Raw genomic sequence first — 19,844 nt, 5'->3', positions numbered from 1 at the left:
CGTCCGGGCAGACTGGGGGCCGATGACCACCACTCCGACCACTACGCCCGAGGCTCAGCCCACCCTCGACCACGCCGAGCCCGGCGCTGTAGCGAAGGCTTCCGCCGAGACAGCGGCACTCGCGGCGCGTCAACGGTCCTTTCTACCCGCGCTGGAGGGTATGCGCGGCCTGGCCGCACTCGGAGTGCTGCTCACCCACGTCGCGTTCCAGACCGGAGCCACCGGTATCCCGGTGCTCGGGCGGCTGCTGGAACGCTTCGATATGGCGGTCGCGGTGTTCTTCGCGCTGTCGGGCTTCCTGCTGTGGCGACCGCACGCCCTGGCCGCCCGCGGCCTCGGCGACGCGCCGACACTGGGGTACTACCTGCGGCATCGGATCGCGCGGATCGTGCCCGCCTACTGGGTCGTGGTGTTCGCGGTGCTCATCCTGGTCCCCGCCGCGTCCGATACCGCCGGACTACAGGTGTGGTTCTCCAATCTGCTGCTCCTGCAGGTATTCATACCGCTGACCCTGACCGACGGGCTCACCCAGATGTGGAGCCTTTCGGTGGAAGTGGCCTTCTACTTGGTGCTGCCGCTGCTGGCCTGGCTGCTGCACGGATTGCGCGGCCGGGCGGCCGCCGCCCGCGTGCCGGTCGTGCTGACGCTCGGGGTGGTCTTTCTGAGCTGGAACTTCATCCCGGTTCCGACACCGGACGCCATCCACGCCGACAACTGGCTACCCGCCTATATACCGTGGTTCGCGGGCGGCATGCTGCTGGCCGAACTCCTCTGCGACGACCGGCGCGCACGGTGGCGGCAGGCGCTGGGCAATCAGCCGCTCATGTGGTCGATCGCGACCGTGGCCTTCGTGGCCTCGGCGACCGACCTGGGTGGGGTCGCCGGATTGACCCGGGCCCAGCCGTGGCAGTACGCGGCGAAAATGGGGCTGGGCGCCGTGATCGGTTTCGCGCTGCTCGCCCCGCTGGTACTGGGCGCGGCGGACAAGCGCCACCGCTGGCTGACCTCGGCTCCCGCGGCGACCGTGGGTCGCTGGTCGTACGGCATCTTCATCTGGCATCTGGCCGTACTGTCGGTGATCTTCCCGGTGTTCGGGATCCTGCCGTTCCACGGCGATTTCCTGAAGGTGCTCCTCCTCACCATCGCGTTCACGCTGCCGATCGCCGCGGCGAGTCACGCGCTCGTGGAGGAACCCTGCCGGCAATGGGCGCGGCGCCGCGACCGGCCGCGACCGGAGCCGGAGCAGCGCCCGCACGGGTAACTGCTGCAGTTCCCCACCGAGGTACCAGTCGTCGCAACTTCCGGTAGGTCACGCCGCCCGGCGGGGGCATCTGGACAAGGCTGCCCGAGGAAGAGAGCGCCACGGGCACGGGCGAACCAGCGCCGCGGTGGGCCGGGCGACTATTCGCCCTGGTCGCCCCGCTCGGAAGAGTCGGGTTTGCGACCGGACAGACCACGCCAGGCCAGCTGGTCCAGCAGGTCCACCGCCTCGGCCACATCGATCCGGCCGGAGGCGACGGTATCGGCGATCGCCTCCCCGGCACCGATCACCGCGACCGCGACGATATCGAAATTGGTGCCCGGTTCGGCGTGCTTGGCGCTGGACTCCAGCAGTTTTGCGGTGAGTTCGATAACCCGTTCGCGGGCGTTCTCGATCTCCGAGGCGAACGCCTGCTGGCCCAGGGCCTGGCGGTAGAGCACCTGCCAGGAGTTGCGGTGACGATCGACGAAACCCAGGAAACCCTCGAGCGCGGTGCGCAACTGTTCGTGCGGGCTGAGCAGCGGATTGCCGGCCGGGGCGACCGATTCGATGAACCGCAGCCCTTCGCGCTGGATACAGGCGCGGAACAGTTCGTCCTTGGAGCCGTAGTACAGATACAGCATCGGTTTGGAGATTTCGGCCTCGGCGGCTATGGCATCCATGGAAGTCTCGTGGAAGCCCTTGCGCGAGAAGACTTCGACCGCGGCATCGAGCATCTGCTGCTCGCGCACCGCCCTCGGAAGTCTTTTCGTACCGCCCGCCATCACGTTCTCCTACCGCAGTGAGCCCTTTATATTACTCCAAAGTAAGTTCACCGGGTCGGGAACTATTCCGGAGCGGCACACGTGCGCCACGCGCGAGATCAGGATGTATCCCCCCGAACACCGGGTCGATCAGACCGGCACGGTACCGGGCGCCGCGCGGCGCCCGGTACCCGAGTCTCCCGGTGATCAGCAGGCGCGGGGAATCCGCTTGTAATCGGCCATCCGCAGGACCGAGGCATCCACCCGGTCCATCGGCAGCCGGCCCGCGGCCACTGCGTCCTCCAACTGATCCAGCACCTGCCCGACGGCATCGGTGCTGATCCACAGCGCGTTGTCGGCGCCGGCCACCAGGGTGGCCTCGACCGCCTCCTCGATCGACAGGCGATCGGTGATCGCGGCCATCCCGCTCAGGTCGTCGGTGAAGATCACGCCGTCGAACGGTGCGGCGCCGTAGCCGGAGCCCTCGCGCAGCAGGGACATGACCTCGGGGCTGATACTCGCGGGAACACCGGGCGTGGTCAGGCCGGGCACGTCCAGGTGGCCGACCATCACCGCCGAACCGCTGCCGATCAATTCCCGGAACGGCACCAGATCACGTTCCGTCAACTCCGGCAGCGGGGCCACCTGCACCGCGCCCAGATGCGAATCGCCGGTGCCGGCGCCGTGGCCCGGGAAATGTTTGAGCACCGTACCCAGGCCGACCTCGTGCATCGCCCGGATGTAGGCATCGGCGTAATCGGTGACCACGGCCGGGTCGTCGGAGAAGGAGCGGTCACCGATCACCGAATCGTCGGGCTGCGAACTCACATCGATATCGGGCGCGAAATCGACCGTGATGCCCAGATCCTTCATGGCGCGGGCGCGTTCCAGGGTGGCGGTGTAGAACTCGTCGGAGGTCATCGTCGCCGCGGTGTCCCGGGCCGAGGGCGCCGTTCCGATGAGGTCGCTCAGCCGGGACACCCGGCCGCCCTCCTCGTCGGTGGTGACCATGAGCGGGACCTTCGCCGCCGCCGTCACCTGCTGCAGGCCACCGTCGGACAGCATCGACAGATCGGTCCAGCTGCCGACGAAGATGCCGCCGACCTGATGGTCCCGCACCACACTCAGCGCGTCCTCGGTACCGGTGACCCCCACCGTGAGCAACTGCGCCAGCTTCTCCCGGGTACTGAACTGCCCCAGGTATCCGGCGGCGCAATCGGCGCCCGCCGGACTGCTGGGCGCCGGGCCGGCGCTGGTTCCGGCCTCCGGCGAGCGCGCACCCGGCGTCGGCGATCCGGACCCGCCACCATCGCCGCCCGAACAGGCGGTAACGATCATGGCGAGCACCGCGAGCAGCACGAACGGCATCTTCCGCATCGTTGCACGGTATCCGGCCCGCCTGCGGCGGGAAAGCTCGGCTGGGTATCGGGACAGGGGTAATCTGGATTCATCCGTCAGGACTCCGCAACGGAGGTCGCCATGCCCTGCGATCTGATGCTCATTGCCTACGACGGTTCCGAACACGCCAAACGCGCGATCGAATACGCCGGACGCTTCCTCTCCGCCGATCGGGCAGTGGTGTTGACCGCCTGGGAACCGATGGTCCGCCAGGCGGCGCGAATATCGGGGATCTCCGGAATGGTGCAACCGGAATGGGTCTCCGACGAGGATATGGAAGATATCGCCTACACGACGGCCAGGGAGATCAACGCCGAAGGCGTGCACCTGGCCGGACTGGCGGGTTTGAACGCCGAGGCCCGCACCCACGAATTCGCCGGCAGTGTGTGGCACGCGATCGTCGAGGTCGCCGACGAACTCGATGTGGACATCATCGTCGCGGGCACCCGCGGCGCCACCGGACTCCGCGCCCTGGTGCACAGCAGTGTCGCCGACGCGGTACTCAAACACTGCCACCGCCCGGTTTTCCTGGTGCCCCCGGTGCAACGCGACCGCAGCCGCGGGAACGGGCACACCCAGCGCGCCGAAACCTGACGGCCCGCAACACCACACGAGGGTGCGGCGTTCCCGCCCGGCCCGGGTGCGCGCGCCCGCATCGGTCCGAGGCCGCTGTGTCCCGCGTGGACACAGCGGCCCACCGTGCCGTGGCACTACGGTCGGTATATGACCGGGTTCCTGCTGGCACGGCCGGAAAGCGTGGTTCGCGCGAGCGGCGTACGCACCGAATACCGCGACCCGTGGGAGGCGGTCGACGCGCTGCACCGGGGCGCGGCGGCGATCGCCGGCGCGCTACCGTTCGACCCGCGCGGGCCGGCCGCGCTGGCCGAACCCGCCGAATTCACCCATACCGCCGGCCCGCGGCGGCCGGCGGCGCTGCCTGCCCTGCCCCGGATCCGCGTGGTGGGCGAACAACCCTCGCCCGAAGAGCATCGGGCCCGGGTCGCGCGGCTGGTCGGAATCCTCACCGACCCCGGACAGCCGCTGCGCAAAGTGGTGGCCGCGCGCTCGGTACTGGCGACCGCCGAGGCACGGCTGGACCCCGAGGTCGTCGCCGGCCACCTGTCGACCGCGCATCCGCGCGCGAATGTTTTCGCCGTGGACCTCACTCCCGCCGGGCGCACGGGCGCGACCCTGGTGGGTGCGAGCCCGGAGACCCTGGTCCAGCGAACCGGCACCGCGGTCACGGTGTATCCGCTGGCCGGCACGCTACCCCGGTTGCCGGACCCCGCGGCAGACGAAGCGCAGGCCGATCGCTTGGCCGCGGATACGAAGAATCGTGCCGAGCACGCGTTCGTCGTCGACTGGATCACCGAGCGGCTGCGCCCGGTCTGCACCCGGCTGACCGTACCCCCGCGCGCGCAACTCGTGAGCACCCGCGAGGTCTGGCATCTGGGCACCCCCATCCAGGGGGTACTGCGCGATCCGGCACCCAGCGCACTCGAGCTCGCTCTGCTGCTGCACCCGACCCCCGCGGTCTGCGGTACACCCACCGCCCAGGCGCTCGAATACATCACCACGCACGAAGAAGATCGGCAGTTCTACGGCGGCGCAGTGGGGTGGTGCGATTCGCACGGCGACGGGAGCTGGGTCGTCGCCATCCGGAGCGCGGAACTGTCCGGCGACGGGCTGTTGCTGCGCGCCCACGCCGGCGGTGGCATCGTCGCGGCCTCGGATCCGCAATCGGAACTGGACGAAACCACCACGAAACTACGCACGCTGTTGGGGGCGCTGCGAGTACCCGCACCGCCGAACTGAAGAAGATGCCTCTTGCGCGCTTGTCCGTTCGCCAAGCCGAGATTCTCGAGTGTCCCGCCGGACTCGGCACCGTAACGGCTAACGTCCCGGAAGACCCACACAACTCGCTCGACCGGGCGCCGACAGGGTGAAACCGGCGGCAGGTACCGAGCGCGACCGGGACGGAGGCGGACGAGCTGCGAGGCATTCGCTCAATCGGCCGCCCCGCTGGGCACGTTTCGGGATATTCGGGTTCCGAGCGAGGTACGACCGGAGCACCCGGGTGTTCTCGTGGCTCTACCCAGTAGGGTGAAACGCCGGACTGTACGTTTCGGGACTGCCGCGGTCCTGCTAGGTTGGCCCGGATACTGCCTGCGTCGAGTTTGGAGTGCTGCGATGAAGTTTGCTGTCCCCGGTATTGCGAGTGCGGTGGGCGGTGCCCTGCTGGGCGCGATCGCGGTTTTCGCCATCACCGCCGCGCTGCAGCAGAACACCCGGCCGGAAGTGGACCGCAGCGGTAACGCGGACAGTTCGCTGCTGAACAGCGTCGAATACGGCAAGCGCTGAGACCCACCTCGTCCCCGCCACGTCCCCGCCCGGCTGCCGCGGCGGGGATGTCGAACGCCTGACCCACGGTGCCCGACCAGTCCGAATCCGCCGATACTCCTCGCGCGGCCCCGAACGCGGCACCGGAACCCGCCGGCCGGCTCGGCGCGCGCTGGTTCGCCGGATCGGCCGTTATCGCCCTTCTGCTCAGTTTCCTGCAGGCTCCCGGGCTCACCGTCGCCGATACCAAATACGACCTCGCCGAGAATCCGCTCGGCTTCCTGGCCCGCGCCGCGCACCTGTGGAGCAGCCAGGCCCCGATGGGCCAGGTCCAGAACCAGGCCTACGGGTACTTCTTCCCGCACGGCGCGTTCTTCGCGCTCGGTGACCTTCTCTCCGTCCCGGCCTGGGTGACCCAGCGCGTCTGGTGGGCGCTGCTGCTGCTCGCCGGGTTCTGGGGAGTGGTCAAACTCTGCGAGACGCTGGGGATCGGCGGGCGCGGGTCGCGGATCATCGCGGCGGTCGCCTACGCACTGGCGCCGCGAGTGCTCACCACCCTCGGTTCGATCTCCTCGGAAACCCTGCCCATGATGCTGGCGCCGTGGGTGCTGCTGGCGCCCGCGGCGCTCGGCACGGCATACCGGCGGCGCCGGCGCGGCGGGGCGCTCTCCCCGGCCGGCAGTGCGCTGGCCTTGGCGCTGATGGGCGCGGTGAACGCGGTCGCCACGGTGGCGGCGTTCCTGCCCGCACTGCTGTGGTGGGCGAGTTACCGGCCCAACCGTGACTGGTGGCGGTTCACCCGCGCCTGGGTGCCGCTGCTGGTCCTGGCGGTGGCGTGGTGGGCGGTACCGCTGCTGCTGCTCGGCCGGGTGAGCCCGCCGTTCCTGGACTACATCGAATCCTCCGGGGTGACCACTCAATGGGCCTCGCTCGGCGAGGTACTGCGCGGCACCGACAGCTGGACCCCGTTCGTGTCTCCGGAACGTATCGCCGGGGCGGTGCTGGTCACCCAACCGGCCGCGGTGCTCGCGACCGGGTTGCTCGCCGCCGCGGGGATGGCGGGGCTGGCGTTGCGCTCGATGCCCGGGCGCGGGCGGCTGGTTCTCATTCTGTGCGTCGGGTTGACCGGTATCTGCGCGGGTTACGTCGGGCAGCTGGGTGGGCCGTTCGCCGAATCCGTACGCATCTTCCTCGACTCCGCGGGCGCGCCGCTGCGCAACGTCCACAAACTGGAACCGCTGATCCGGTTGCCGCTGGTACTCGGCCTGGCGCAGCTGCTCGCCCGGGTGCCGCTGCCCGCCTCGGTGCGGCTGCGGGAATGGCGGCACGCATTCGCGAACCCGCATCGCGACCGCCGGGTCGCGGTGGCGATGCTGATCCTGGCGGCGCTCGCCCTGTCCACCTCACTCGCCTGGACGGGCAAACTCGCCCCGCGCGGCGCCTACGACGAAGTGCCCGCCTACTGGCAGCAGACCGCCGACTGGTTGCGCGCCAACGCCGCCGACACCCGGGCACTGGTCGTACCCGGTGCGCCCTTCGGCAGCCAGGTGTGGGGCCTGACCCGCGACGAACCTCTGCAGGCACTGGCCGGGACGCCGTGGGCGGTACGCGACGCCGTACCGCTGAACCCGCCCGGAACCATCCGGGCCATGGATTCCGTACAGCGGCTCATCGCCGACGGCCGGCCCTCGGCGGGCCTGGCGGCGGCGCTGCGCGGGCAGGGCATCGGGGTCCTGGTGTTGCGCAACGATCTGGACCCGGATACGTCCCGGTCGACCCGGCCGTTGCTGGCGCACAGCGCGGTGGAGGGGTCGCCGGGGCTGCGTAAGGTCGCCGAGTTCGGCGAGCCGATCGAACACGGGCCGGGCAGAGACGATTTCGTGGTCGACGCGGATCTGCGGCCGGAGTATCCAGCGGTGGAGATCTACCGGGTCGAAACTCCCGCGCCGGGCATCCCGGCCGAGGTACGCAGCGGCAGCGGCGCACCCGCCGAACTCCCCGGCGCGTACACGGTTCCGCTGGCCTCGGTGCCGGTGGTGCAGGGCGGCCCGGAGGTGCTGGAACGACTCCACCGCGACCCCGAGACCGCCCACGAACCGACACTCATGGCCGCCGACGCGCAAGCCGCCGGGCTGCCGATCGGCCCGGTCACGGTGACCGATACGCCGATGAACCGGGAAACCGATTTCGGCAAGGTCGACAACCACAACTCCGCGCTACGCGCCCCCGACGACGCGCGCCGCACCCACAACCTGGTCCCGGACTACGCGGTACCGGGCACCGAACCGGTCACGGGCGATTGGACGGGCGCCACCGTCACCGCGTCGAGTTCGGCGGCCGACGCCACCCAGATCGGCGGTGCCGCACCGGGTAATTCGACCGCCGCGATCGTGGACGGCGATCCGACCACGGCCTGGATCAGCAATGCCGCCGAATACGCCCTCGGGCAGTGGGTGCGGCTCGATATGGACCGGCCGTTCCGGTCCGGGCTGCTGCGCTTCACCACCACCCCCGCGGCCATCGGCGACCCCGTGAAATGGGTGGAGGTGCGCACCAACAACGGCAGCGTTTCCGCCCGGATCACCGAACCCGGCGAACCGGTTTCGGTGGCGCTGCCGGTGGGGTCGACCGACTGGGTGAAGATCACGGCGCGGCAGACCGAACGCGGGTCCACCGGCGGCCAGTTCGGGATCAGCGAACTCGCCCTCGAGGACTACTCGGTCCGTGAATTCCCCGTACCCGTCGAAATCCGCCATCGCACAGTACTTCCGGAGACGCCGCCGGGCGCGACGGTGGCGAGCTGGGATCTCGGCCAGGAATTCCCCGGCCGCAGTGCGTGTTTCGCCGCCCCCGACCGCATCCGGTGCGCGAAGGGGATGGCGCTGGCGCCCGAGGAGATGGGTGCGTTCAGCCGGACCCTGTCCGTACCGGCCCCGGTGACGGTCGACCCGCGCCTTACCGTCCGGCCCCGGCAGGGCCCCGCGCTCGAGGCGCTGCTCACGGATCCGGCGCGGCCGGTGGCACGCGGTGCCGCCGATGTCGGCGATCTGCGCGGTTCGGCGTTCGCCGCCACCGACGGCGATCCGCGAACCAGTTGGACGGCACCGGAGGAAACCGCCCGCGACACCCGGGGTCCGAAACCGACGCTGACGATCGAACTCCCCGAACCCGCCCTGGTGACGGGGCTGGAACTGACCCCGTCGCTGGGCGGGCTGCCCGCCGCCCCGACCTCGGTCGCGGTGAATCTCGGTAACGGCCCGCAGATCCGCGAACTCGACGAACCGCACGAGGTCTCCCGGATCGACCTGCATCCCACGGTGACCGACCGGATCGAACTGAGCATCCGCAGCTGGGAATCGGTACTGGACCGGACCGCCCTCGGCTACCACCAGCCGCAGCCGGCCGGGCTGGCCGAGGTGAACGTGCTGGGGCCGCAGTATCCCCCGCCCGCACCGGTGGACCGGCTGATCACCGTCGGCTGCGATATCGGGCCGACGGTCGCGGTGGGCGGCCGGCTGGTGCACACCAGCATCACCGCCACCGCGGGCGAACTGCGCTCCGGCGCACCGGTTCCCGCCCAAGCCTGCCCCGAACCGGTACCGGGCACCGACACGGCTGCGGCCTTGCCGGTCGCGCTGCCCGCGGGCGAGGTCGATGTGCTGGTGATGCCGACCGAACTGTTCTTCGTCGACCGGCTGCGCCTGGTGAACACCGCGCCCGCGCCGCCGGCCGGCGATACCGGAACCCAGTTGCTGACGCTGCCGCTCAGCACGAACGTCGGCTGGTCGGCACATACCGCCGACGGGCGGGAACTCGAACCCGTCGTGGTGGACGGCTGGCAGCAGGGCTGGCTGTTACCCGCGGATGCCGCCGGACCGGTCACGGTGTCGTTCCCGATCGACAAGTGGTACCGGGCAGCCATATTCGGTGGATTGCTCCTGCTGATCCCGCTGCTCGCGCTGGCCTTCCCCCGCGGACCGCGCGGGAATCCCGCCGTACCGGTCCCGGCCTGGCGAACACCGTGGACGCTGGGCGGTCTGGCACTCGTCGCGGCGGCGACGGTGATCGCCGGGCCCGTCGGCACCGTGCTCACGGTCGCGGGTCTGGCGGTGGTGCGGTTCGTCCCGCGGCTACCGCGCCGTGCGCTCGCCGCGGTGGCCGGGCTCGGTACCGCGCTGTCCGCCGCCGCACTGTCGACCGGGCCGTGGCGAATGCCCGGCGGCTATATGGGCGACTCGCTGTGGGTGCAACTGCCCGCGCTGATCGCGGTGATCGCGGTGGGTGTGGCGGCGCTGCCGCCGATCACGTGGCGGCGACCGCCGGACGCCGGGCCGCCGCCCGGATAGCCAGCAGCGCCACCAGTGCGGTGGTGGTGCCGGCGACGGCGGCGGCGGTCACGATGAGAGCGGTGACCGTGCTCGCGAGGGTCAGCATCAACACCACTTCGACCGCCAACCCCACCCAGGCCAGAGTGGCCAGTGCGGTCCGGTTCACCGCGATCGCCGAGAGCAGCGCGCCCTGCAACACCGCCAGAATCGCGCCGTGCAGGGCGAACAACCACAGCAGCCCTTGGATCGGGGCGTAATCCTGTCCGGCGAACAACGGGGCCAGCGGGGCGGCCAGCGCGGCACCCAGCACCGCGAGCACACCGATACCGGCGAGCACCGCGAGCGCCGACCGCACCGCCGAACTCGACGACGCCGGCTGCGCCATCCGCGGATACAACACCACCCCTACGGCCTGCGGCAGCCAGAACGCGATCTTGGTGGCGATGGTGCCCAGCGCGTACCGGCTGGCATCGGGTTCCTCGAGCACCATCCGCACCACGATCAGATCGGCCGACGACAACGCCATCAGCGCGGCCTGCACCTGCGCGGCCCGCAGCACCGCCGCCACATCCGCCGGCTCGGTGGTCCGCGGAGCCGGCGGCGTCACCGAGCCGCCCGACGATCGGGAATCATCGGAGCCGGCCCCTTCGGGCCGCTCAACCGCCCGTTTTTCGACCGCACGTTCCGGCCCCGCGACCATCCGCCCGTAGGCCGCCGCCGCGGCAATACCGCCCGCCGCCGCCCACAACGCCGGCGCAGCCCCGCCACCGCAGGCCAGCACCACCAGTGCCGGCACCACTTTGGCGATGCCGGCGGCCCCCAGCACCACCGCGAGCCCACGGAACCGTTTCTGCCCCTGGAGCACGCCCTGCTCACCCGACAGCACGACCAGCGCGGGCGCCGACCCCAGCGCCGCTGCGGCCGCCACGATGCCCACCTCCAGCAGCGCACTCACCACCGGCACCAGGACCACCACCGCGGCCGCCACCCACGCGGCACACCGCCACCGCAGTGCCCGCAGCGCGGCGAGGTCGGCCCCGTGCACGAGTTCGCGCGCGACCACGTTCTGCAGGGCCAGCGCGGGCACCGCGCACAGCAACTGTACGGCCAGCAAGCTGGCGAATTCGCTGTACCCGGCCACTCCCAGCCAGCGGCCGGCCAGCAGCTGCAGCAGATAGCTCGCGATATTCGCGGTCATCGCCCCCGCGGTGACCAGGGTCATGTCCGCCACGGCGGGGAGACGGCGAACGAACTGCACGCCGGCAAGTCTCCCACCCGGGGTCACGAACAGACCGGTCCGCCCCGCCCGCGCCGGCGAACGTAGGGTGACTGGCCGTGGGTGCACAACGCGCGGGCCGGCGGACACGATGGCTCTCGGCCGGGTACAGCCTGCTGCTCACCCTCCTGATCACCGCCCCGCTCCTGCGACCCGGCTACCTTTTGCTCCGCGACGCCGTGAGCACCCCGCGTTCCTACCTCACCGATACCGCCCTCGGCCTGGGCGACGCCGCACCTCGCGCGGTCCCACAGGACGCCCTGCTCGCCGCGCTCTCGGCAGTCGTCGACGGCGGTGTGGTCGTGAAAGCGATCCTGTTCGCCGCGCTGTGGGCGGCCGGCTACGGCGCCGCAGTCCTCGCCCGCGACCTGCTGCGCGCACCCCTCGCCGCGCAACTGGTCGCCACCACCCTCGCGGTGTGGAACCCGTACGTCGCCGAACGCCTGCTCCAGGGTCACTGGAGCCTGCTCACCGCCTATGCGGCCCTCCCTTGGACCGTCCTCGCCGCCCTCCGGATTCGCGGCCCTCGCCCCGGCCCGCAGGAATCGCCGTCTACCGCCGAGACTCCCGCGGGAACGTCCAACACGAAGGCGCAGCCCGAACGAGACACCGGGCAACAGGCGGAATCGGCGACCGAAACAGCCTCCGAACCGGGGAAATATGGCGCACGGCGGTCGAACGGCCCCGGCCCGGACGCCTACGGTCAGCCTGTGCGCCGCCTGGCACGCGAGGGCGGTGCCGGGAACTGGGCAATGCTGGCGGGTTGTCTGGCAGTAGCCGGTCTCACCCCCACCGGTGCACTGCTCGCGGGGGTCGTCGCGCTGACGGTGGCCGGATGGCGGCGGTTCGCGGGCGTTCTCGTACTGCTCGCGCTGGCCTGTTCCCCGTGGCTGATGGCCACCGCGGTCTCCGGTGTCGCGGCCGAACCCTCGGATCCCGCGGGTGTCCCGGCCTTCGCCGCCCGCGCGGAGCCCGGCCTGGGCACCCTCGGCAGCCTCGCCGGGCTGGGCGGTATCTGGAACGCCGACGCCGTACCCGGCTCCCGCACCACACCCCTCGCCGCGATCGCGACCTTGCTCCTGCTGATCGTCGTGGCACTCGGCCTGCGCGCGGTCGCCGCCGACGACGGCGACCCCGAACGCACCCGCGCCCGCCGCCTCCTGCTGATCCTCGCCGCGGCCGCCGTCGCGCTACCCGCACTCGCGGCGACCCCGGCCGGGCTGACCGTCATGGAATGGCTGGTCACCCATCTGCCCGGCGCGGGACTACTGCGGGACACGCAGAAATTCGCCGCCCTCGCCGTCCCTGGATACACACTCTGCGCCGCGGCCGCCTGCTCGGTCCTTGTCGGCCGTTGGGCCGCCGAAGACTCCGGCGCGGCCGCAGCACCGCCCGCGTCCGGATCACCTGGTTCCCACCCCGAAGCACCCGGTTCAGGCCGAAGCCACGGCGCCGCCGATACCGACACCGTCCACCCATCCGGAGCCCCGCCCGGGACCGGACCTGCTTCGCCCGGGACAGCGCCCGTCCGTGCACCCGTGTCCCCCAGCAGATCGACCGAAGCGACTCCGGGCAGCGCGCGCTTCCCCGCAGCCGCCGCACCGGATCCTTCTTCCGTGCCGCCGGGTACTTCCGGTACCGCGCGCCCGGGTACCGACCCGAACAGTGCGGCAGATGGCCCCGGGGACGTTCCTCGGTTTCTGCAATCAGCCCCGGGCGACCAGTTGCCGAACAGCCCGTCCGCCCGCGGGCCCATGCGATCCTCGGCCGCGCTCGCCGCGCTCTTCATCGGGTTGCTCATCCTGCCGCTGATCGACCTCGGGTGGGGCGTGAGCGGACAAGTGCGGGCAGTCCGGTATCCGGATTCGTGGGGTGCGGTGGCCGAGCGGATCGACGGTCCCGGTGATGTCGCGGTCCTTCCGGGCGGGATGTTCCGACGGTTCCCGTACTCGGGTCCCGCGCCGGTCCTGGACCCTGCCCCGCGGATGCTGCCGCGCGACGTCCTGCAAACCGGCGAGTTGCCGGTGCGCGGCGAGGTTGTCGCCGGTGAGGGCACCCGCGCGGGGACCGTCGAAGATCTGCTGCTCACCGGCGGAGAGGCGACCGAACTCGCGCGGCTCGGCGTGGGCTGGGTCCTCGTCGAACGCGACACCCCCGGCCCGCTGGGCGAATCCGCCACCACCCTCGCGCAGCTCGATCCCGTCCTCCATACCGCCGAGCTCGACCTCTACCGGGTACCGGATGTGGTGCCCCGCCCCGCGCCGAAACACCGGACTCCGGTGGTGGGCGCCCACATCCTCTGGGCGTTACTGCTGGTCGCCCCGCTGGGCGCGGTCGTCATCCCGCGTATTTCGCGCAGGATCCGGCTCATGGACCGTACTCGGTGAGGCCGAACACTTCCGCGCCACCCGCGGCGGCGACCCTCGCCGAACCGGAGTCGGTGCCGATGCACGGTCCGGGTCCGTGCCACCGGCAGTCCAGGACGGGAAAAGGTTGGTAGCCCGCTGGAGCGGGGCAGTCTAGAACAGCTACCACCGCGTGCCGCCGAATCCGGCGAGCGGATAGCTTTCACCCTCGGTGAGGAGCAGCTCTACGGCTTCGGCAGGGGGCCTACCGCGCGGAGTCGGCACACACGACCCGTGCCCGGTGCCGCGACGGGCCCGTTCGGGCAGCGCCGGCGGGCGGGCGCGGTGACAATCACGGCATCACACCGCCGAGGTTTTTCTTCGAGCCGCGAGACAACCCCGGGTATCAGGCGCCCGCCGCGACCTCGGCGTCCACCGTCGACGTCTCCCCGGGGGAGATCAGGCCGCTGATCCGGCGGCCCGCGGCGGCGGCCGACAGCACCTCGTGCACGCCCGCTCCGGTGTGTTCCCAGGAGAACTCCCGGGCCCGGGCCCGGGCCTTCTCGCCCATGATGGTGCGGGCGGAGGCGTCGTCGAGCAGTTCGCCGACGATGGTCGCGAGCTGGTCGGCATCGTCGGCCAGCAGTCCGGTGACGCCGTCGATGACGGAATCGGTGAGCCCGCGCGACGAGCGGTAGCCGACGGTGGGCACCCCGTGCTGCGCGGCTTCGATCACCGCCAGCCCCCAGCCCTCCTTGCGAGACGGCAGGACATGCACCCACGCGCGGGACAGCAGTTCGTGTTTACGGCGTTCACCGACATGACCGTGGAAGGTGACCGCATCGGCGATACCGAGCGCCACGGCCTGATCCTTCAGTTTGTCCGCCCACCAGCCGCCGCCGATCACGTCGAGGTGCACGGCGGGGATCCGGCCGCGCAGCCGGGCGATCGCGGTGAGCGCGTCCTCGATCTGCTTGTGCGGAACGAGCCGCGACAACACCACCACCCGGGGTTCGGGAGTGCGGACCGTGCCGGTACCGGTGGGAACCTCGGCGGGCACGGGTTCCGCACCGTTGCGGACGACCGCGATCCTGGACCGGTCGACCCCCAGCGTCGCCAGTTCCTCGGCCGAGGGCAGCGACACCGTCAGATACTGATCACGGCGATGGACCCGCGGCGACAGCGACGATTCGATCCACCAGCCGATCCGGCCCACCAGCTTCCCGGCGACCGGCCACTGCTCGCGGTGCCCGTGATGCACCAGCACCACCGACGGCGCGCCCGACACGAGCCGGGCGAAGAACGGGATGCCGTTCTGGGTATCGATCACCGCATCGGGGCGCACACCCTTGAGCGGCCCCAGCCCCAGCCGCCCGAACAGGATCGCGGCCAAGGCCCGCGGGTACACCGTGAACCGGCCCCCACCTCGGCTGATATCGATACCGTCGACCCGCTCACGCCGCGCAGCGCCCGGATAGTGGGCGGTCCGCAGCGTCACCTTCACCCCGCGGGCGGCCAGCTGCGCGCCGACCTGCTCCAGATACCGCTCACTACCGCCGCCCTGCGGATGCCCGGTATCACGCCAGCAGAGTAGGAGTACTTCGCGCACGTGCGGCTTCTCCGGTCGGCTCGGGTCCCGCAGTGGGACGGATCGTCAACGTCCCGCACGGACGGGACAGGTCATCGCGATACTAGCTGTATATATTGCGTCGCCTCCGGCGCCGCGAGTTCGGGGCCCCCGAAGTCTCGTTCTTTACTCCGCCGCTCCTCCGCTTCGCTCCCCCGCTCTGTCGCTCCAGAACGAGACGGGCCCCGAACTGTGTCATGGCGCCGCCTCCGGCGGCGCGGGGTTCGGGGCCCCCCTTGGTCTCGTTCTTCACTCCTCCGCTCCTCCGCTTCGCTCCCCCGCTCCGTCGCTCCAGAACGAGACGGGCCCCGAACCACGGAGGTGGGCCTGTCAGTGCTTTCGATAATGCGGGAGCGAGTCCGGGTAGGCGGTTTTTCCGCGTGTTGTGGAATGTCGGTTGGGGACGTTGCTGTCCGCTGTGCCGGGGCGCGGCTGCGGCGGTCGTGGCCGGGGCGATATGGAAAACTCGGGGTCGTGCTCGATGCCGAGGAAACAGCCGTGCTTCCGATGTCGCCCGCTGCGGCGAAAGACGGCGAGACCGACGATGGTCACGGATCCGGGCCCGTGGTTGCGGGTGGGCCCGCGCGGGAACGGAAGCGGTTCCGGTTCGCACGGCGGGCGACGCTGCGGCGCTCGGTGCGGCTGTTGCGCAGTTTCCGATTCGAGCAGACCGAGCCGGCCCGGTTCTACGGCGGTATCGCCACCGACAGTGTGCACCTGCTCGGTGATTTCTTCGCCGATCTCACCGGGCGCGACCTGTCCGGCACCACCGTGCTCGACGTCGGCGGCGGGCCGGGGTATTTCGCCGACGAGTTCGCCCGGGCCGGTGCCCGCTACATACCGGTCGAGCCCGACCCGTCCGAAATGCATGCCGCGGGTATCACGGTTCCGGCGGCCGTGCGCGGTTCCGGGATGGCGCTGCCGTTCCGGGACGATGCCGTGGATATCTGCTTCTCGTCGAATGTGGCCGAACACGTTCCGGATCCGTGGCGGATGGCCGACGAGATGGTGCGGGTGACCAAGCCCGGCGGGCTGGTCGTGCTGTCCTACACGGTGTGGCTGGGACCGTTCGGCGGCCACGAGACCGGGCCCTGGCATTACCTCGGTGGCGAGTACGCGGCGCGCCGGTACCGCCGCAAGCACGGGCGGGAACCCAAGAATCGGTTCGGCGTCTCGTTGTTCGCGGTACCCGCCCGAGACGGAATCCGTTGGTCGAAGCGCACTTCCGCGAGCGTGTACGCGGTATTCCCGCGGTACCACCCGCATTGGGCGTGGTGGCTGGTACGGCTACCGGTGATTCGGGAGCTACTCGTCAGCAATCTGGTCGTGGTGGCGGGAAAACCCGACCGGCCATCACAGAGTGGCTAGACGTATCCCGAATACCCCTCGCGCAAGCGCAGTTCGCCGAGGAGCTTCGCCAGGATTGTGCCGTTACAGTGCCATCTGCGGACGACCACGGCCCACCCGCGCGCGCCAGCGGCTGCGGACCACCGGTTCGGCCCGCGTCCACGGTGATTCCTGAATGGCGAGACCGACGGTTTCGAGAGTGGTGAGCCCGACCAGATCGGCCAGCCCGCCGACCACCGCCACCGCCTCGGCCGCCTGCATCGCGGCCATCGCCTGTTCGGTGGTGAGTGTGCGTCCCGGTAGGAACGAGACGACCCAGCCGCCGCTGCCAACGCTTTTCGCTTGATGGTCGGTCTGGTCGCTGGTCATCAACGCCCGGCCGATCACTTGCACCGCCATGAACGCACTCCCGATTGTGGGTCTCAGGTTCGATGTATGGAGCGAGCTGATATCTGGCTAACATCATGCGCGATACAGCAACAAAACGCAATAGTGCGTTCGATGAAATACGAACCGCGAGGTAGGAATTCGGCACCGGCAGTCCGGCCGCAGCCCGGACCGGCCCATGAAAAGTGACAGCTACCAGGTGAAATACCGGCGCGAGTGCGCTTGTCACACAGTACAAACCTGCCACAACCCGACCAGGTGAGGCGGCGAAAACCTGAAATAGCCCCCGTGACAAATCATCCCGGATTCAGCCGGGAAACCCCTTGGCGAGCAAACTAATCGGTAACCAGCAACGCTCGCAGAATCTGCTCACCGTCCGGCGCCCCGTCCTCGGCATCGACCACTTCCACCTGCCACCCCGGGGGCAACGCCGACTGCAATCGCCCCGCAGCGCGGTGCAGCGGAGTGCTCACCGGAACATCGTCACAGGACTGTGCGAGTATGCGCCCTTCGGCCATGTTCCAACCACCTCTCGCAGGGTGATCGGCACAGCCACGGATCGCGCGACAGGCGGGCCGATCAGGAGTAGGACAGTCCGGCAAATCGGGATTACGTGATCGTTTCCAGGATAAGGCACAGACCACCACCCGGCCCGCTTCCGCACCCGCCCGTGCCACGACCGAGACACAGAACGACCCCGGCCACGTCCCACGCCGAACGGCGCATCGAACGTGACCGGGGTCGCCCGGCAACAACTACCTACGACTGGCCTCACACCCGTCGTCCCTCAGCCGAACGCTCCACCTTTCAGGGTCGGGGCCCGTCTCGTTCTGGAGCGACGGAGCGGGGGAGCGAAGCGGAGGAGCGGAGGAGTGAAGAACGAGACCGAGGGGGCCCCGACCCCCGCGCCGCCGGAGGCGGCGCAGTGTTATTGAATGCGCTGCTTGAGGGCTTCGAACTCGTCGCGCACACCGGAGGGCAGTTTGTCGCCGACGAATTCGAACCATTCTTCGATGAGCGGGATTTCCGCCCGCCACTCGTCGAGATCCACTTCCAGCGCGGCATCCACATCCGCCGGGTCCACATCCAGGCCCGCCAGGTCCATCTGGGCGGCCGTGGGCACATTGCCGATCGCGGTCGATTCGGCCTCCGCGGAACCTTCGATGCGGCCGACGATCCATTCCAGGACCCGCGAGTTCTCGCCGAAGCCCGGCCACAGGAACCGGCCGTCGTCGCCGCGGCGGAACCAGTTCACGTAGAAGATCTTCGGCAGTTTGGTCGAATCGGCGTTCTTGCCGACGTTGATCCAGTGCGCCATGTAGTCGCCGACGTGGTAGCCCATGAACGGCAGCATGGCCATCGGGTCGCGCCGCACGGTGCCGACCTTGCCCTCGGCGGCCGCGGTCTGCTCCGAGGAGAGGGTGGCGCCCATGAACACGCCGTGCTGCCAGTCGAAGGATTCGGTGACCAGCGGAACCGTGGTCTTGCGGCGACCGCCGAACAGGATCGCCGAAATCGGCACGCCCTGCGGATCGTCCCATTCGTCGGCCAGGGTCGGGCACTGCGACATCGGGGTGCAGTAGCGCGAGTTCGGGTGCGCGGCCAGCGTTTCGGTCTCGCGCAGGTTCCAGTCGTTGCCCTTCCAGTCGATCAGGTGATCGGGCTCGCCTTCCAGGCCCTCCCACCACACATCGTTGTCGTCGGTGAGCGCGACATTGGTGTAGACGGTGTTACCGGCTTGCAGCGTCTCCATCGCGTTCGGATTGGAGGACCAGTTGGTGCCGGGGGCCACGCCGAAGAAACCGAATTCCGGGTTCACCGCGTACAGCCGGCCGTCCTTACCGAACCGCATCCAGGCGATATCGTCGCCCAGGGTTTCCGCGCGCCAGCCCGGCACGGTCGGCTGGATCATGGCGAGGTTGGTCTTACCGCAGGCGCTCGGGAACGCGGCGGCCACGTAGTACGCCTTGTCCTCCGGCGAGATCAGCTTGAGGATGAGCATGTGCTCGGCCAGCCAGCCCTCGTCGTGGGCCATGGCCGAGGCGATACGCAGCGAATAGCACTTCTTGCCGAGCAGCGCGTTACCGCCGTAGCCGGAGCCGTAGCTCCAGATCTCGCGGTCCTCGGGGAAGTGGGTGATGTATTTGGTGTCGTTGCACGGCCACGGCACATCGGCCTGGCCCTCGGCCAGCGGCGCGCCCACCGAATGCAGTGCCTTCACGAACGGCCGATCCGTGCCCAGCAGATCGAGCGCCGCCCGGCCCATGCGGGTCATCACCCGCATGGAGACCACGACGTATTCCGAATCGGTGATCTCGACACCCAGCTTGGGGTCCTCGGCACCGAGCGGGCCCATGCAGAACGGCACCACGTACATGGTGCGGCCCTTCATCGAGCCGCGGTACAGCTCGGTCATGGTGGCGCGCATCTCGGCGGGGTCGACCCAGTTGTTGGTGGGACCGGCGTCGGATTCGGATTTGGAGCAGATGTAGGTGCGCGATTCGACCCGGGCCACGTCGGAGGGGTCGGATAACGCGAGGAACGAGTTCGGCTTCTTCTTCTCGTCCAGCTTCTTGAAGGTGCCCGCCTCGACGAGCTGGGTGGTGAGCCGGTCCCATTCGGCGTCGGAACCGTCCGCCCACACGACTCGCTCCGGCTGAGTCAGTTCGGCGACCTCCTGAACCCAGGCGAGCAGTTCGCTGTGTTCGGTCGGCGCGGTGCCGTCGGATCCACGAAGACCGGGAATGGTCGCTGAGGTCATGAAAACTCTCCTGAAATGGGCGGCGACGATG

Annotated in this window: 14 protein-coding genes; 7 read left to right on the top strand and 7 right to left on the bottom strand. The window is 70.0% G+C overall.

The window, feature by feature from the left end; translation table 11 throughout:
* Positions 1-160 precede the first annotated feature (160 nt).
* Positions 161-1,261, top strand: a complete 1,101-nt coding sequence (locus tag ACQEVO_RS31655; RefSeq protein ID WP_432923221.1) for an acyltransferase family protein — start codon at positions 161-163, stop codon at positions 1,259-1,261.
* A gap of 140 nt (positions 1,262-1,401) precedes the next feature.
* Here ACQEVO_RS31655 and ACQEVO_RS31650 read toward each other — a convergent pair whose 3' ends face one another.
* Together ACQEVO_RS31650 and ACQEVO_RS31645 are read right to left on the bottom strand one after the other, a co-directional pair.
* Complete coding sequence (locus ACQEVO_RS31650; RefSeq protein WP_432920082.1) at positions 1,402-2,025, bottom strand: TetR/AcrR family transcriptional regulator; 624 nt, start codon at positions 2,023-2,025, stop codon at positions 1,402-1,404.
* Positions 2,026-2,211: 186 nt separating this feature from the next.
* A complete protein-coding gene (locus ACQEVO_RS31645) occupies positions 2,212-3,381 on the bottom strand; it encodes a glycoside hydrolase family 3 N-terminal domain-containing protein (protein WP_432920081.1) in 1,170 nt (389 codons plus the stop codon).
* 102 nt (positions 3,382-3,483) lie between these two features.
* Between ACQEVO_RS31645 and ACQEVO_RS31640 the strand changes: the two genes are divergently transcribed.
* The 4 genes from ACQEVO_RS31640 (at position 3,484) to ACQEVO_RS31625 (ending at position 10,088) form a co-directional block, all read left to right on the top strand.
* Positions 3,484-3,996 carry a universal stress protein gene (locus tag ACQEVO_RS31640; protein WP_432920080.1) on the top strand — a complete coding sequence of 171 codons (513 nt, stop codon included), beginning with the start codon at positions 3,484-3,486 and terminating at the stop codon, positions 3,994-3,996.
* 129 nt (positions 3,997-4,125) lie between these two features.
* Positions 4,126-5,217: an isochorismate synthase gene (locus ACQEVO_RS31635; protein WP_432920079.1), complete on the top strand. Its 1,092-nt coding sequence runs from the start codon at positions 4,126-4,128 to the stop codon at positions 5,215-5,217.
* A 375-nt stretch (positions 5,218-5,592) separates the two neighbouring features.
* A complete protein-coding gene (locus tag ACQEVO_RS31630; RefSeq protein WP_195056089.1) occupies positions 5,593-5,763 on the top strand; it encodes a DUF2613 domain-containing protein in 171 nt (56 codons plus the stop codon).
* A gap of 68 nt (positions 5,764-5,831) precedes the next feature.
* Positions 5,832-10,088, top strand: coding sequence for an alpha-(1->3)-arabinofuranosyltransferase domain-containing protein (locus ACQEVO_RS31625; RefSeq protein WP_432920078.1), 4,257 nt, complete (start codon positions 5,832-5,834; stop codon positions 10,086-10,088).
* Here ACQEVO_RS31625 and ACQEVO_RS31620 read toward each other — a convergent pair.
* Entirely contained in the window at positions 10,045-11,268 is a 1,224-nt protein-coding gene (locus tag ACQEVO_RS31620) for a polysaccharide biosynthesis protein (RefSeq protein WP_432923218.1), read from the bottom strand. The genes ACQEVO_RS31625 and ACQEVO_RS31620 overlap by 44 nt on opposite strands.
* A 137-nt stretch (positions 11,269-11,405) precedes the next feature.
* On the opposite strand from ACQEVO_RS31620, the gene ACQEVO_RS31615 reads away from it, so the two are divergent.
* Positions 11,406-13,733: a hypothetical protein gene (locus ACQEVO_RS31615; RefSeq protein ID WP_432920077.1), complete on the top strand. Its 2,328-nt coding sequence runs from the start codon at positions 11,406-11,408 to the stop codon at positions 13,731-13,733.
* 364 nt (positions 13,734-14,097) lie between these two features.
* On the opposite strand, the gene ACQEVO_RS31610 is transcribed toward ACQEVO_RS31615, so the two are convergent.
* Entirely contained in the window at positions 14,098-15,300 is a 1,203-nt protein-coding gene (locus ACQEVO_RS31610) for a glycosyltransferase family 4 protein (RefSeq protein WP_432920076.1), read from the bottom strand.
* A 492-nt stretch (positions 15,301-15,792) separates the two neighbouring features.
* Here ACQEVO_RS31610 and ACQEVO_RS31605 point away from each other — a divergent pair, with 492 nt between their 5' ends.
* Positions 15,793-16,686, top strand: a complete 894-nt coding sequence (locus tag ACQEVO_RS31605) for a methyltransferase domain-containing protein (RefSeq protein WP_432920075.1) — start codon at positions 15,793-15,795, stop codon at positions 16,684-16,686.
* Positions 16,687-16,749: 63 nt separating this feature from the next.
* On the opposite strand, the gene ACQEVO_RS31600 is transcribed toward ACQEVO_RS31605, so the two are convergent.
* From ACQEVO_RS31600 to ACQEVO_RS31590, 3 genes are all read right to left on the bottom strand, one after another.
* On the bottom strand, positions 16,750-17,064 hold the full coding sequence (locus tag ACQEVO_RS31600) for a hypothetical protein (protein WP_432920074.1): 315 nt from the start codon (positions 17,062-17,064) through the stop codon (positions 16,750-16,752).
* 323 nt (positions 17,065-17,387) lie between these two features.
* Positions 17,388-17,525 (bottom strand): hypothetical protein, encoded by a 138-nt coding sequence (locus ACQEVO_RS31595; protein ID WP_432920073.1) that lies wholly within the window; start codon positions 17,523-17,525, stop codon positions 17,388-17,390.
* Positions 17,526-17,980: 455 nt separating this feature from the next.
* Positions 17,981-19,813 carry a phosphoenolpyruvate carboxykinase (GTP) gene (locus ACQEVO_RS31590; protein ID WP_432920072.1) on the bottom strand — a complete coding sequence of 611 codons (1,833 nt, stop codon included), beginning with the start codon at positions 19,811-19,813 and terminating at the stop codon, positions 17,981-17,983.
* Between the last annotated feature and the right edge of the window lie 31 nt (positions 19,814-19,844).

It is taken from the genome of Nocardia sp. CA-290969, assembly GCF_050936135.1.
Lineage (GTDB): Bacteria > Actinomycetota > Actinomycetes > Mycobacteriales > Mycobacteriaceae > Nocardia.
The sequence above is the reverse complement of the archived record's forward strand: the minus strand, read 5'-3'. Positions and strand labels throughout refer to the sequence as shown.

Excerpts from the sequence above, each read along its gene's own strand:
- ACQEVO_RS31655 (WP_432923221.1), top strand. The coding sequence starts at position 161 with ATGCGCGGCCTGGCCGCACTCGGAGTGCTGCTCACCCACGTCGCGTTC.
- ACQEVO_RS31650 (WP_432920082.1), bottom strand. The coding sequence starts at position 2,025 with ATGGCGGGCGGTACGAAAAGACTTCCGAGGGCGGTGCGCGAGCAGCAG.
- ACQEVO_RS31645 (WP_432920081.1), bottom strand. The coding sequence starts at position 3,381 with ATGCGGAAGATGCCGTTCGTGCTGCTCGCGGTGCTCGCCATGATCGTT.
- ACQEVO_RS31640 (WP_432920080.1), top strand. The coding sequence starts at position 3,484 with ATGCCCTGCGATCTGATGCTCATTGCCTACGACGGTTCCGAACACGCC.
- ACQEVO_RS31635 (WP_432920079.1), top strand. The coding sequence starts at position 4,126 with ATGACCGGGTTCCTGCTGGCACGGCCGGAAAGCGTGGTTCGCGCGAGC.
- ACQEVO_RS31630 (WP_195056089.1), top strand. The coding sequence starts at position 5,593 with ATGAAGTTTGCTGTCCCCGGTATTGCGAGTGCGGTGGGCGGTGCCCTG.
- ACQEVO_RS31620 (WP_432923218.1), bottom strand. The coding sequence starts at position 11,268 with ATGACCGCGAATATCGCGAGCTATCTGCTGCAGCTGCTGGCCGGCCGC.
- ACQEVO_RS31600 (WP_432920074.1), bottom strand. The coding sequence starts at position 17,064 with ATGGCGGTGCAAGTGATCGGCCGGGCGTTGATGACCAGCGACCAGACC.
- ACQEVO_RS31590 (WP_432920072.1), bottom strand. The coding sequence starts at position 19,813 with ATGACCTCAGCGACCATTCCCGGTCTTCGTGGATCCGACGGCACCGCG.